Source organism: Capnocytophaga sp. (assembly GCF_030532915.1).
In the GTDB taxonomy this organism is placed as follows: Bacteria; Bacteroidota; Bacteroidia; order Flavobacteriales; family Flavobacteriaceae; genus Capnocytophaga.
In genome coordinates, this window is record NZ_JAUNKD010000037.1 from 1 (window position 1) to 12,935 (window position 12,935).

The window sequence follows — 12,935 nt, forward strand, 5'->3', positions numbered from 1 at the left end:
AAAATCATCTTTTATACTTACAAAATAATTTTATATACTTCTTAAATCTTATTAGAGTTTTATTTTAATACAAAAACTGGCTGCTGACACCTATCAACAGCCGGTTTTATTCTTAAATAAAAATGATGGTAAATCTATAAACGTTCTTTTTCATCTTCATTGATGCTTTTTCCTTTATATTTGTTCTGCGTTGGGTTAAATGTATATTGCAGTCCTATTTTAAAGCCCCGATTATTTCCGTCCGTAAATTTCCGATTGGTAACAAACGGATTCTGAACCCTTACAATTGCATTAGAAGTGCCAAAAATATCTTCCGCTACGGCATAAACTTGCAACGATTTATTAAAAAAAGTACGCGCTATGGCTACACCCGAAAACATTACCCCTTTTTCGCTATACGTAACCGCCACACTTCCTTTTGATTGGTAATTTACGTAGAAAAGTCCGAGCCAATCGTCTGAAAGCAGGAATTGATTCATCATTTCTACGGCAAAAACAGGTTGATTTGTGTAAAAAACGTTTTGCGCAAACTGTTTTCCGAAGGTAAAATCCAATTTCGGAACCCATTTTCCTATTTTATGCTGTGCCGAAAGCACTAATTTAAGTGTCTGAAACGCATCGTAGTTGCGCATACTTCGTTCCACAACATTCGGATTGGCATCAAAAAGCCTATAATCTTCATAATACGCATCTTTTATGAAAGAATAGGCAAGCGAAGCCGAAACAATTTTGTACGTTGCCAAAATTGTAAACTCATCAGCAAGGCGCGGACGCAAATTTGGGTTTCCACGATTGTACAAAAAGGAAGATTCATACGCCGAATAGTCACTCAACTCATAAAATGCCGGTCTACGGATTTTCCGAGCGTAACTGACGGACATTTGTGTCTTATTCCAAGGGAAAGCAAGCGTAACATTGGGCAACCAATGGGTGTAGGTGCGGCTTTTTACGTCATCTTTCACCTGATTTTGAAAATATTCAAAGTCAGCATACTCATACCGAACGCCCGCTTTGAGATTTGCTTTCCCAACAGCGCGAGAAACACTCAAAAACCCTGATGAACGCAGTTCCTTATTATCAACAAACGATGTCGTTAACACATTATCGGTATAATTTTCAAAGCGTGAAAGGGTACTGAACTCTGCCCCGTAGCTCACCGCCGTTTTACCCAACGATTGTGAGAGTGTGGTTTTGGCGTGAAGCCAATTGGCACGAGCATCGGAGTGTGTGCGGATGTTTTTTTCGGAATTAGTAAGTAGATTTCTTTCAAAAATATTCGAATTATTGTCAGAAGACGAAACAGAATAGTCAAAATCGGTGTGCAATTTGAGTTTATCGGAAAGCTGCCCTTCATAATAGGCATTCACTTCCCATTTTTTGTTTTGATTGAAGCGGTCATAGTGATTCTGTCCCTTTTCTGACAGCTGCGCATTGCGGAAAGTTTGAGTTTGTTGGTCAGTGAAGGTATGTCCGGCAAACGGACTCACATACGCCCACGCGACAGCCCCGAGAGAATGCTTTTCATTAAACTCGTGATTCACACCGAGCTTCCCGTTTATGCTTTTACCGTTGTTTTTTTGCGTGTCATCGGTGCGCACCTTCCATTTTGTGGCGGGCGTTTGCACGTCAATCTCTTGCCAACTGTCACTGCGCATCGCCTGCTTGAAATCCGAATCGAAACTACCGAAAACATCGGTTTTCCCTTTGCGATAGTTGAGGTTCAAAGCCATTTCTTCACGCATTCCTTTCCTAAGATTGTACGTAGCATAAATGTTTCCGCTGAGTCCGTCGCCTTGTTTCTTTTTAAGTTTAATTCGGATTACCGCACCTATATTATTGTCGTACTCGGCGCCGGGTTGTGTTTCCAATTCAATGCTTTCAATGTCTTTCGGAGCAATGCGTGAAAGCTCATCAAGGTTGTACACGCGGCGTTTGTTGATATAAAAAATCGGATTTTTCTTACCGAAAACCGTATAGCCTTCTCCTGTATACGATGTAGAAACTCCGGGCAGGAAATTCAGAAGCATTTCCATTTGAGGCAGTTCTTTGAGGGAAGATGTGGCAATATCGGTGATGACAGTCGTTCCTTTTTGTTTCATAATGGGTCTTGAAACCGAAACAACTACTTCTCCGAGTTCATTTAGTGATTTTTCAAGCAGAATTGTGCCAAAATCAGTCGTTTTAACCGATAAAATTTGCGTTTTGTACTCCAAATGCAAGATTTTTAGTGCTAAATTCGCATTACTGGACGGACTTACAAGCTCAAAAACGCCATTATCATCACTAATAGCTCCTTTCACCAACGTGGAATCGGGCAACGAAACCAAAATAACGTTGGCATTACTGACAATTTGCCTTGCGGCGGCATCAACGAGTTTTCCGCGAAGCGTATTTTGCCCGAAACCTACAAGGCAAAACAAAAATGTTGTGAGTGTAATAAAATTTTTCATCTTAAAATATTGGTTTAAAAGTTGATTATCTATTTTTAAGGCTTGTAAAGGCATTGGTAGATACGCCTTTACGGTTAATTGCCATTGAGTTTTACCAGTCCGTTTGCGGTCATTTGATGCACGGTGTTATTGCCAATATTTACCCTACCTTTATTTTTATTAACTACCGAAAACTCTTCACTTGAACTCGTAATGTATTTCCCCTGTGGGAAATACAAATAAATTCTTAGCTTTTGATCTCTTATTTTTGAATTTTTCCCGAAAGAATATAAGTCCGGAAGTGTAATTTTTGAATCTTCTATCTTTAAATCATATTCTATCTGTTCCGCTATTTGTTTGGCCTGCGAAAAATTTCCTCCACGTGAAAATTTTTGAAGAACAATATAAGGCTCACTTTCTTCGGTTTCTTTTATAAAAAACGGAACACTATTAGCCCTTGATATAATTTCATTATCATCTTTTAAAATAGCTCCATATAAATCTACAAGATTATTTCCGTATGAATTTCGATAATGATTTGATTTATAAGCAAGAGAAATAGTATCTTTTGCCGAAAAACGCATCGTTTCTTCAACAAAACTATTTGTTCGGAAATGTTTCATCGTATCCACTACCACGATAAATACGCCTATCACTCCAAAAAAGAACAGAAAAACATTGGACAATACCCAAACCCGTGGTGTATTGTATCCATTTTTGGAAAATAATTTCAAACACAGCATCGAAATCACCGAAACGGGAAGGACAAGCAATGAAAATACGGACAAATAAGTAATGAAAAGTTGCCAATTTCCTTCAACAATAAACGGCAAATAATCATTGATAATCAAAAAACTAAATCCTGCTCCCCAACCCGCAATGCCAATGCCAAACAATGCCATTATCAGTGAAAATAATACGATTCCTAAAATGAAAATGGTAAAACCGATAATGATGTACAAAATCCCTTTGATGATGGCACGTAAAAAACGCCAAAGCCCGTTCTGATTTTGCTTTACAAACAAAGGTTGTTGTTTTGTTTGTTGCGTATTTTGTTCTGTTTGAGCTTCTTCCGAATACGTTTTTTCATCAGAAGCAGCTGAATCGGACGAAAAATCATCTTTTCCATCAAAATAAAACGGCTTTTTAGGAATCGCAATCCATAAAATCAGATACAAAACAACCAACAGAGGCGACACATTCACAAGAGGTATCAGCCCAAGCACAACAATAAGGAAAATAATTCGCACCCAAGTGGTTTGCATGTTGTGATATTCGGAAATACCGCCAAGCACACCGCCAAGCATTTTGTTTTTGTCGCTTCGATAAAGTTGTTTTTTGGCAGTAACATTTTTATTTTTAGAAGCCGAAAGCGTATCGATGGTTACGGATTTTCCTTGCATTTCCAACTTTTCGGCATTGGTTTTCGCCTGCGGAACCAACACCCAGAATACAATGTAAATCACCAGCCAAAATCCGCTGATAACCACGAGAGGAGAATGAACATTAAAATGATATAACTTACTGAAAACAAAGGTTGATTGCGTAAAAAAGAGCAAGCCCAAATAAATGATACGCAACCACGCCACGTCAAAATTCAAGTAATAGGAAAGCCCCGAAAGTACGCCGGCAAGTTTTTTGCCTTCCATATCGCGGTATAATTTTTTATTTTTAAGATGCGTGTTGATACGGCGAAAAACATCTTCTTGTTGAGGAGCTTTGGTGTCAGCTGTGTGCGTTTCTTCCGTTGCATCAACATATTGTTCGGGTCTGCCCAAAACTCGGATAAGGTAAGCAACATCTTGACTAACAACCACTTCCCTACCCTTCATTTCGGTTTTGAGCAGCTCGGCCATACGCTGTTCCACGTCGTAAATGATTTCATCGGTGTCGGGCGTGTTTCCGAGCGATTTACGTACTTCGGCGAGGTATTTTGAAAGTTCCTGATAGGCTTTGTCTTCTATTAAGAATGAAAATCCACCTAAACTGATATTGTGTGTTTTGTCCATAACTAAATAATTTTATTAACCATTGTTTGCAATTCTTGCCACGATTTAACGATTTCTTGTAAAAAAGTATACCCATTTTGGGTCAGCACGTAATATTTTCGGGGTGGCCCCGAATTGGATTCTTTCCAGTTGTAATCAAGGAGTTTTTCGTTTTTGAGTCGCGTCAAAAGCGGATAAAGTGTTCCTTCAACCACAATCATATCAGCGGTTTTGAGGGCTTCGATAATGTCAGAAACATACGCCTCCTGATTTTTGCTGATAATGGAAAGAATACACATCTCCAAGATGCCCTTTCGCATCTGGGTTTTGGTTTTCTCGGTGTTTATCGTTTCCATATATGATAAGGTATTTTGTTTCGGCAAATATATGACAATATATGTTACTATGCAATACATAGTACTACATTTTTCTTGTAAATCTTACTAAAAGTCTATAAATAAACATATTAACTCGAATTACATTTCATCAAAAAAAAGAAAAATACGCATCATAAAAGATTTATAAATAAAAAACTTATAGCAAAAATATCAAAGGTATACTTTTCTTTTTTAATACATATTTCATCAAATGTGATGGTAACCTATAAACATAAATCCATAATTGTCAACAAAATAAAACTTCAACATCATAAAATCGAGTTATTTTTTCTTTGTCAATTAAATATATTTATTTAGCTTTGCTCCCGATTAATTTTAAATTTTATATCAAAGAGATGAAAAAATTTATCTTATCAGTAGCCGCAGTTTTTGCGTTTGGCGCAATCTCTGCACAAGAATTGGTTTCTTCTAAAGGGGAGGAATATCTTCCGAAAGAAGGTGATTGGTCGTTCGGTTTCAATGCCGGAAATGCTTTAAAATTCATCGGAAATGCTTTTAACAGCAATTCCAACAACGAATTTGGCAGTTCCGCATTCGGGAAAAATGAAACTTTCACCATTCCCGGATTTGCCAACGGATATTCTTTCTTAGGCAAAAAAATGACAAGTGACAACACCGCAGATCGCTACACTGCTAACCTTATCTTCAACTATTCAAAACCAAAAGGTGCTGATGCTACAACGGCTTTCGGGCTTGCAGTAGGATACGGAAAAGAGTGGAGAAAAGGTTCTACTCGCTTGCAAGGCTTCTACGGAGCTGATGCTCTTTTAGGATTTGGAATCCCTCAAAAAGACGCTTTTAGTTTTGCTATTGGCGCACAAGGATTTGTAGGAGCCGAGTACTTCATATTCCCAAAAGTTGCTTTGGGTGCTCAATATTCTTACTCTGTCGGGGTTGGATATGAGTCCAGTAAAGATGCGGCAGGTAATGAATCGAGTACTTTCGGATTTGGTTTCGGAGGAGCAAACGGAATTGGAGTAGCATCTTTGTTATTCAACGTTTACTTTTAAGATTTACAACAATTTAGAAATAAAAAGGTCGGGCATTCCGGCCTTTTTACTTACCAAAAATAAAATCACTCAAAAAGTCAGTATATCTTCTACAAAATTTTGTACTTTGACCTCAATTATTGCTCTACTTTTTACAATTTTACCATACTTTTTATTACTTTTGCGGGATAATCATTTTGAAAATGGGCGTTGTATTTCGGCAATCGGTTAAAAATATTTTAAGCACGTATTTGGGCTTTGCCTTTGGGGCGGTCAATACGTTATTTTTGTTCGTTCATTTTCTATCGAAAGAAGAATACGGCTTGGTGAGTTACGTAACTTCAACAGCCACAATACTTTCCCCCTTGATCGCCTTCGGGGTTCACAACACGCTTATTCGGTTTTATTCTTCTTACAAAGAGCCGGAACAACTTTCAAAATTCAATTTGATGCTTTTCGTAATGCCGCTTGCTATAATACTGCCTTTCAGTGTTATAGGATTTTTAGCGTATGAGCAAATCGTAAAATGGCTTTCGGGCAAAAATGAAATCGTAGCGGGCTACATTCCCTTACTATTTTTGACCGCCACCGTAATGGCTTATTTTGAAGTTTTTTATTCGTGGGCAAGGGTGCAATTCAAAACCGTTTTTGGCAATTTCCTGAAAGAAGTTTTTCACCGCGTTTGCACAACATTCTTACTAATAAGTATTTACCTACAATGGATTGATTTTAATGAGTTTATGTGGGCAATTTTAATTGTTTACACGCTCAGAATGTTACTGATGTTAGTCTCGGCTTTTCTGATAAAATGCCCTACTTTTTTATGGGGAATGCCCCGCAACAAACGAGAAATTTTCAAGTACAGTTTTTTCATTATTCTATCGGGTTCGGTGGCGAGTTTGCTGATGGATATTGACAAATTTATGATAAATCAATATCTGCCCATTTCAGAAATTGCCATTTACAACGTGGCTGTGTTTACCGCCACAGTTATTGTAATCCCATATCGGTCTATGTATCAAATCATTAGTCCGTTAGTTGCAAAATTACTAAACAACAACGAAACCTCACAATTACGGGAACTTTACAAAAAAAGCACCGTAAACCTATATCTAATAAGTATGCTGATTTTCATCCTGATTATCATCAACGCACACCAATTTTACAAATTATTGCCCGACCCGTCTTACTCAAACGGAATTTTTGTATTGATTTTCATAGCATTAGTTAAACTTTCAGATGCGTTAGTCGGCATAAACAACGCTATTTTATTCAATTCGGTTTATTATAGAATAGTGCTTTATTTGGGCGTTTTTTTAACATTTTGCACTATCGGGTTAAACATCTGGCTTATACCTATTTACGGAATTAACGGTGCCGGAATTGCTACCCTATGTGCTTTTTTTAGTTATAACATATTAAAATTGAGCTTCGTACACAACAAATTCGGTTTAAATCCGTTTTATACTGAAACCCTAAAAATAACCCTTTTCGGAATTGTCGCTACACTGATTTTCTTCTTTTGGGATTTTTCATTCCACCCAATTTTAAACATCTGCTTAAAATCAACTATATTTTTGATTATCAGCATTTTTATAGCACACAAATTCAAACTTTCAGAAGATATTCGGCAATTGCTCTCCAAACAAAAATAAACTTTTACCGCTCAAAAAATGATTTTTTCCTGTTTTTTTTCTATCTTTGCAAATCACAATTATTTGCTAGATAATAAATTGTATAAATACTTAAAACATAACATCTTAACAAACTGCAAGTTATATGAATAGAGCGGATATTGTAGCAATAACTACAAACATTTTGGTTGATGAATTTGAGGTTGATGCTTCAGTGATTGAACCTGACGCCAATTTTAGAGAATCGCTAGGCTTGGATAGCCTTGATTATGTTGATTTAGTGGTTGTTATAGAAGCTAACTTTGGTGTAAAACTCGTTGAAGCCGATTTTAAACCCATCGTTACGTTTAATGATTTTTATGCAACCTTAGAGAACAAAATCAATGCAAAATAATGAAACAACACAAACAAAATGGCAGGGAAAATCCAAAGGAAATATTATAGGTTACAAGATTTTTGTGCTTATAATCAAGCGTTTGGGTGTTCGTGCAGCTTATGTTTTGTTGTTTTTTGTAGCTTTTTACTATTTCGTATTTGAATGGCGCTCCAATCGGTATATGTATGATTATTTCAGGAACAGGCTGGGATTTTCGCGTATCAAATCCGTTGGGGCATTATATCAAAATTACTTCACTTTCGGGCAAACCATCATCGATAAAGTAGCCATTTTAAGTGGCGCAGGCAAGCAATTTACCTTTGAATTTGACGGTGTGCACCACCTACAACAACTTCTGGAAGCCAAAAAAGGCGGCGTACTGATTTCAGCACACATCGGTAACTTTGAAATAGCCGACCATTTTTTTGCACAAATCGACATCAACTGCCAAATAAACATCGTAACGACTGATTTAGAGCGTTCTGCAATAAAAAAATACCTTGAAAGCATCACAACCGAAAAAAAATCGCCTGACTCATTTATCCTCGTAAAAGAAGATATGTCGCATATCTTTGAAATAAGCAACGCACTAGCTAAAAACGAAATTATTTGCTTCACGGGCGACCGTTATTTTCAAGGAACAAAGCACCTTACTGCCGATTTTTTAGGGAGACAAGCCACATTCCCTGCCGGACCTTTCGTGATAGCCTCCCGAATGCGAGTTCCGGTCATCTTCGTTTATGTAATGAAAGAAAAAAACTTGCATTATCACCTTTATGCCCGCACCATACAGGCACAACCACGCGATGTACAGGGATTGCTACACGCATACGTCAAAAATATGGAAGAAATGGTGCAAAAATACCCCCTACAATGGTTCAATTATTTTGATTTTTGGGAAAAAACACAATGAAAAACGTATTAGTAGTCTATTTTTCACAATCGGGACAACTCACCGAGATTGTAAACAACTTCATCACACCTTTACGCAACCAAGATAACATTTCAGTAGACCATTATGCCATTGAAATGCTTGAAAATTTTCCATTTCCGTGGACAAACGATGCTTTTTTTGACGTTTTTCCGGAATCTTTCTTAATGATTCCAGAAAAAATAAAGCCAATTCCGCAATCAATATGCCAAAAAAACTATGATTTAATCATTTTGGCGTACCAAGTATGGTATTTATCACCCTCAATTCCCATAAATTCATTCCTAAATAGTGATGAGGGCAAAAAAATAATCCAAAACAAGCCCATAATTACGCTTTCTGCAAGCCGAAATATGTGGACAATGGCTCAACAAAAGGTAAAAAACACCCTCAATCAATGCAATGCCCAGTTGGTAGGAAATATTGCGCTGACTGACCGCAACATTAACCATATCAGCGTCATTACAATTGTTCATTGGATGTTCACCGGCAAAAAAGAACGCCGTTGGGGCATTTTGCCTCCGCCCGGTGTATCTCAAAAAGATATTAGCACAGCTTCCATCTACGGAAATATACTTATCCCCTATTTAAACTCAGGAAATTACGACCAAATGCAAGCTAAAATCGTGCAAAACGGAGCCGTTCATCTCAAATACTTTCTGATTTCAGCAGATAAGAAAGCTAACAGACTATTTAGTATCTGGGCAAAAAAAATTCATAAAAGTCCTAGAAGAAAATTACTCCTAAAAATCTTTAAAATATATCTTTACATTGCTATATGGGTACTTATGCCCATCGTAATGCTCTTTTACTGGCTCACAATGCCCCTATGCTACCCCAAAAGACGAAAAGAATTTAATAAAATAAGATACAATATTTAAAAAATAGATTTTCGTAGAACCATTTTAAAGAAACAAATTAAAAAAATAAGTTATAAAACAACACAAACAACCCGACTAATACTAAAAAAAAGTACCATAAAGATTAAAACAAACATAAAAATAACAAAAACAAACAACTTAATAAGATTTTTTCATCAAAAAACACTTAAAACACACGAACAAATAAATAAAATAAACACTCTAATAAGTAAAATAAACAAACTAACAAGTAAAATTACACAAAAAATCAATAAAACACCTTTTTTATAAAAGAAAAATAGTAAAAAAGATTAAGAACAGACACTTAAATCAACATAACATAAAACAAATAAACTAAAATAACGATGATTTATTTATCATTTGACATAGAAGAATTTGATATGCCCAAAGAATATGGGTATAACATTGATTTTGAGAGGCAAATAGCCATTTCACGAGAAGGATTAACCATTATTTTGGATTTACTAAAAGCCTATAATGCCAAAGCAACATTTTTTTCAACCATAATTTTTGCCCGTGAATGTGATGACCTTATCAAAAGACTTTTAGAAGAGGGACACGAGCTTGCATCACACACTTATTACCATTCTGAATTTGAAAATGCGCACTTAAAAGCCTCTAAATTATATTTAGAACAGCATTTTTCAACCGAAGTAAAGGGACTTCGAATGCCAAGAATGGCAGAAGTTGATACAATGGAAGTGAAAAATGCCGGATATACGTATAATTCGTCTGTAAATCCAACTATTTTACCCGGAAGATACAATAAATTACACATTTCAAAGCATTTTTTCAATGAAAAAGGCTTATGGCAGATTCCAACAGCCGTTAGTTGGCTACGAATACCCTTGTTTTGGTTGTCATTTCATAACTTTCCGTTATGGTTGTATCATTTTTTGCTCAAACAAACCTTAAAAGACACAGGATATGCAGCCCTTTATTTTCACCCTTGGGAATTTACGGACTTACACGTAAAAGAATTTAATTTCCCGGGTTATGTGATGCGAAATTCAGGAAAAAAAATGACCAAACGTTTTGAAAAATTCTTAAAATACATCAACAAAAAAGGTTGGCAAACAGCTCTTTATAAAGATTTAGTTGCCAATCATTCATAATATATTTTAGTCGTATTAAAATAAATTTCCTGAAAAGTAAAATAGATTTCCTAACTAAATGAAGTCATTTTCAGATAATTTTAATAAAAAATAAGGGAGATAAAATTATATTTATCTCCCTTATAATTAAGGAACTACTGATTAAATTCCTTATCAAATTTTATCCTTCAAAAATAATCATCCAACTAATGCAGAATTTATCTTTGAAACTTCCGAAGTAACCGAAAAATTGTTCGCTGATGGGCATTTCAATTTCGCCTCCATCGGAAAGAGCATAAAACAAACGGTCGGCTTCGGCTTTGCTATCCACTGCAATGCTCACATAATTATGATTACCGATAACCAATTGCTGCCCAAAGGATTCAAAAATGTCTGAACCCATTAAATTATCGTGTTCTCCGATAGGAAGTTCGATGTACATTATGCGGTTTTTCTCATTTTCAGGGACTTCCATCGGATTATCACCCGCCCGAGAAATCATTCTGAAATCACCTCCAAAGGCTTTTTTATAAAAATTAAACGCTTCCTCGCAATTTCCGTTAAAATTCAAATACGGATTAATTCTTGTTGCCATTTTTTATCGTTTTTAAAATTATTAAGGCAAAAGTAAGTGAAAAAATCGGAAAAACTCTTGCCATAAGACAAGATTTTGAGTTACAAAACGATTTATTTCCTTGATTTTTTTGCTTTTTTATTAAAATCCAAACACAAATTGAGCCAAAAAGCAAAATTTTCAGGCGATTTATAGCCTATTTCCTCAACATAACAATAGCCTTTGAGTTCTTTATTTTTCATAACACAGGGCAGAAAACCCTGTTTTTCAGCCAGTTCATCCGTTAGCGCGGCATCAAAACGGCACATCAGTAGTTCACCGCTGACATTAACGCACATTTTTTCATTGACCAAAAATGCCAGTCCGCCAAACATTTTTTTCTCTTCAACCTCAATATCAGGGATTTCTGCCAAAAATTCACGCACCCTATTGGCTAAATTTTCGTTGTGTGCCATTTTTATAATCTATTGATTTTCAAGATTAAAGCTACTATAACTTTTGTGGATTAAAATAGATTTTTAGTTCTTTTAAAAATCCGTTTTCGGCTTTCCAAAATTCAATGACATTGCCGGTTTTTGTTTTTCCATCGGGCAAAATCCAGTCGTAACTTGCTATGGTACAGGCATCATTTCCTTCTACAATGCTTCGGACTACACGCATTGTTCGGTAGGTCTGACTGAATTTTTCACACATTGCGATGTAGGCTTGTTTTCCGATAAGAGGTTCGCCATCGTTCATAACAAACTCAAAATCATCAGCTAAGGTCTGTTCCCAACCCGATTTTTGAGCAAATCCTTTGTAATAAATCTCTAAAAGTTCTTTCATTGTGTTTAATTTTTTGGCAAAATTACAGCTTTGAAACCAAAAAAATCTTGCCATAAGACAAGAAAATTATTTCCGATTTTTAACACAGAAAAAATAAGTCCAGAAAATCAAAAACAACTGCATCGGAATGCGAAACCAAAGGTAGCCCAGTCCGTTGCCTGTGGAAGTAGCCGACTGATAATCAATATTATGCAAAGAGGCATAGACATTAGCAGGAAGCACCAAAATCAAAAAAGCAATGATGCTCCACCCTGTAATTTTTCGTGTTTTGGCAAGTAAAATTCCAATAGCAAAAAGAACTTCCAAAAACCCCGTAACAATAACAATTTCAACACGATACGGAACAAAATCAGGTATCATCATCGCCATTCCGTCCGTGAAGAAAAAATGCCCCATTGCCGTGAATAAAAATAATGCGGAAAGAGCCACACGCCCCGAAACGCCGAGTGCATTTTCCTTTTTAAGCAATTTTACTCCGAAAAATGTCAGCAAAAATACTGAAAATAAGACAAATAGTGGTTTCATCGTTTTTTTTGGCAAAATTACAGCTTTGAAACCAAAAAAATCTTGCCATAAGACAAGATTTTTGGATTATGATGAAATTTCCTTTCGGATTCGGCTTAGTGAAGTATCAGTAATTCCCAGATAGGTTGCGATGTGCTTTAATGCCACATTTTGAAGCACTTGCGGTTTTTCTTTGAGGAACTGCAAATAGCGGTCTTTGGCGGGAAGCGTAATCATTTCGAGGGAACGGCGTTGGGTTTGGAAGAGTTTTTCGGTCATAAAAAGTCGCCCCCACTCGGAAAAACCCGCGAT

At 36.3% G+C, this 12,935-nt stretch carries 13 protein-coding genes and 1 pseudogene; 6 read left to right on the plus strand and 8 right to left on the minus strand.

All coding sequences use genetic code 11. The features are described 5' to 3' along the window. Positions 1–134 precede the first annotated feature (134 nt). The 3 genes from Q4D72_RS10125 to Q4D72_RS10135 form a co-directional block, all read right to left on the minus strand. Positions 135–2,450: an outer membrane beta-barrel family protein gene (locus tag Q4D72_RS10125; protein ID WP_303077742.1), complete on the minus strand. Its 2,316-nt coding sequence runs from the start codon at positions 2,448–2,450 to the stop codon at positions 135–137. 74 nt (positions 2,451–2,524) lie between these two features. Next, positions 2,525–4,438, minus strand: coding sequence for a PspC domain-containing protein (locus Q4D72_RS10130; RefSeq protein WP_303077743.1), 1,914 nt, complete (start codon positions 4,436–4,438; stop codon positions 2,525–2,527). A 2-nt stretch (positions 4,439–4,440) separates the two neighbouring features. Continuing rightward, the gene (locus Q4D72_RS10135; RefSeq protein ID WP_303077744.1) at positions 4,441–4,773 is read right to left on the minus strand and encodes a PadR family transcriptional regulator; all 333 of its coding nucleotides are present in this window, start codon (positions 4,771–4,773) and stop codon (positions 4,441–4,443) included. A 377-nt stretch (positions 4,774–5,150) separates the two neighbouring features. On the opposite strand from Q4D72_RS10135, the gene Q4D72_RS10140 reads away from it, so the two are divergent. The 6 genes from Q4D72_RS10140 (at position 5,151) to Q4D72_RS10165 (ending at position 10,741) form a co-directional block, all read left to right on the plus strand. After that, positions 5,151–5,825 carry a hypothetical protein gene (locus Q4D72_RS10140; RefSeq protein WP_303077745.1) on the plus strand — a complete coding sequence of 225 codons (675 nt, stop codon included), beginning with the start codon at positions 5,151–5,153 and terminating at the stop codon, positions 5,823–5,825. A gap of 182 nt (positions 5,826–6,007) precedes the next feature. Next, positions 6,008–7,459, plus strand: a complete 1,452-nt coding sequence (locus tag Q4D72_RS10145) for a lipopolysaccharide biosynthesis protein (protein ID WP_303077746.1) — start codon at positions 6,008–6,010, stop codon at positions 7,457–7,459. A gap of 124 nt (positions 7,460–7,583) precedes the next feature. Continuing rightward, positions 7,584–7,832 (plus strand): acyl carrier protein, encoded by a 249-nt coding sequence (locus Q4D72_RS10150; RefSeq protein WP_303077747.1) that lies wholly within the window; start codon positions 7,584–7,586, stop codon positions 7,830–7,832. Then, positions 7,822–8,727: a lipid A biosynthesis acyltransferase gene (locus Q4D72_RS10155; RefSeq protein WP_303077748.1), complete on the plus strand. Its 906-nt coding sequence runs from the start codon at positions 7,822–7,824 to the stop codon at positions 8,725–8,727. Before Q4D72_RS10150 ends, Q4D72_RS10155 begins: the two co-directional genes overlap by 11 nt. Further along, positions 8,724–9,626: a dialkylrecorsinol condensing enzyme DarA gene (locus Q4D72_RS10160; protein ID WP_303077749.1), complete on the plus strand. Its 903-nt coding sequence runs from the start codon at positions 8,724–8,726 to the stop codon at positions 9,624–9,626. The genes Q4D72_RS10155 and Q4D72_RS10160 overlap by 4 nt, the downstream gene beginning before the upstream one ends. A 344-nt stretch (positions 9,627–9,970) precedes the next feature. Then, positions 9,971–10,741 carry a polysaccharide deacetylase family protein gene (locus tag Q4D72_RS10165; RefSeq protein ID WP_303077750.1) on the plus strand — a complete coding sequence of 257 codons (771 nt, stop codon included), beginning with the start codon at positions 9,971–9,973 and terminating at the stop codon, positions 10,739–10,741. Between the two features lie 160 nt (positions 10,742–10,901). Here Q4D72_RS10165 and Q4D72_RS10170 read toward each other — a convergent pair whose 3' ends face one another. The 5 genes and pseudogenes from Q4D72_RS10170 to Q4D72_RS10190 all read right to left on the minus strand — a co-directional run. Further along, positions 10,902–11,315, minus strand: coding sequence for a VOC family protein (locus tag Q4D72_RS10170; protein ID WP_303077751.1), 414 nt, complete (start codon positions 11,313–11,315; stop codon positions 10,902–10,904). Between the two features lie 92 nt (positions 11,316–11,407). Beyond that, on the minus strand, positions 11,408–11,749 hold the full coding sequence (locus tag Q4D72_RS10175) for a TfoX/Sxy family protein (protein ID WP_303077752.1): 342 nt from the start codon (positions 11,747–11,749) through the stop codon (positions 11,408–11,410). A 34-nt stretch (positions 11,750–11,783) separates the two neighbouring features. Continuing rightward, the gene (locus Q4D72_RS10180) at positions 11,784–12,119 is read right to left on the minus strand and encodes a nuclear transport factor 2 family protein (RefSeq protein WP_303077753.1); all 336 of its coding nucleotides are present in this window, start codon (positions 12,117–12,119) and stop codon (positions 11,784–11,786) included. 66 nt (positions 12,120–12,185) lie between these two features. Further along, the gene (locus Q4D72_RS10185) at positions 12,186–12,644 is read right to left on the minus strand and encodes a hypothetical protein (RefSeq protein WP_303077754.1); all 459 of its coding nucleotides are present in this window, start codon (positions 12,642–12,644) and stop codon (positions 12,186–12,188) included. A 66-nt stretch (positions 12,645–12,710) separates the two neighbouring features. Then, positions 12,711–12,935 (minus strand): annotated as a pseudogene (locus tag Q4D72_RS10190) (cyclic nucleotide-binding protein); the annotation flags it as partial.

What these genes read in the sequence shown, in the direction of transcription:
- Q4D72_RS10125 (WP_303077742.1), bottom strand. Translation starts at nt 2,450, where the DNA reads ATGAAAAATTTTATTACACTCACAACATTTTTGTTTTGCCTTGTAGGT.
- Q4D72_RS10130 (WP_303077743.1), bottom strand. Translation starts at nt 4,438, where the DNA reads ATGGACAAAACACACAATATCAGTTTAGGTGGATTTTCATTCTTAATA.
- Q4D72_RS10135 (WP_303077744.1), bottom strand. Translation starts at nt 4,773, where the DNA reads ATGGAAACGATAAACACCGAGAAAACCAAAACCCAGATGCGAAAGGGC.
- Q4D72_RS10140 (WP_303077745.1), top strand. Translation starts at nt 5,151, where the DNA reads ATGAAAAAATTTATCTTATCAGTAGCCGCAGTTTTTGCGTTTGGCGCA.
- Q4D72_RS10145 (WP_303077746.1), top strand. Translation starts at nt 6,008, where the DNA reads ATGGGCGTTGTATTTCGGCAATCGGTTAAAAATATTTTAAGCACGTAT.
- Q4D72_RS10150 (WP_303077747.1), top strand. Translation starts at nt 7,584, where the DNA reads ATGAATAGAGCGGATATTGTAGCAATAACTACAAACATTTTGGTTGAT.
- Q4D72_RS10155 (WP_303077748.1), top strand. Translation starts at nt 7,822, where the DNA reads ATGCAAAATAATGAAACAACACAAACAAAATGGCAGGGAAAATCCAAA.
- Q4D72_RS10160 (WP_303077749.1), top strand. Translation starts at nt 8,724, where the DNA reads ATGAAAAACGTATTAGTAGTCTATTTTTCACAATCGGGACAACTCACC.
- Q4D72_RS10165 (WP_303077750.1), top strand. Translation starts at nt 9,971, where the DNA reads ATGATTTATTTATCATTTGACATAGAAGAATTTGATATGCCCAAAGAA.
- Q4D72_RS10170 (WP_303077751.1), bottom strand. Translation starts at nt 11,315, where the DNA reads ATGGCAACAAGAATTAATCCGTATTTGAATTTTAACGGAAATTGCGAG.
- Q4D72_RS10175 (WP_303077752.1), bottom strand. Translation starts at nt 11,749, where the DNA reads ATGGCACACAACGAAAATTTAGCCAATAGGGTGCGTGAATTTTTGGCA.
- Q4D72_RS10180 (WP_303077753.1), bottom strand. Translation starts at nt 12,119, where the DNA reads ATGAAAGAACTTTTAGAGATTTATTACAAAGGATTTGCTCAAAAATCG.
- Q4D72_RS10185 (WP_303077754.1), bottom strand. Translation starts at nt 12,644, where the DNA reads ATGAAACCACTATTTGTCTTATTTTCAGTATTTTTGCTGACATTTTTC.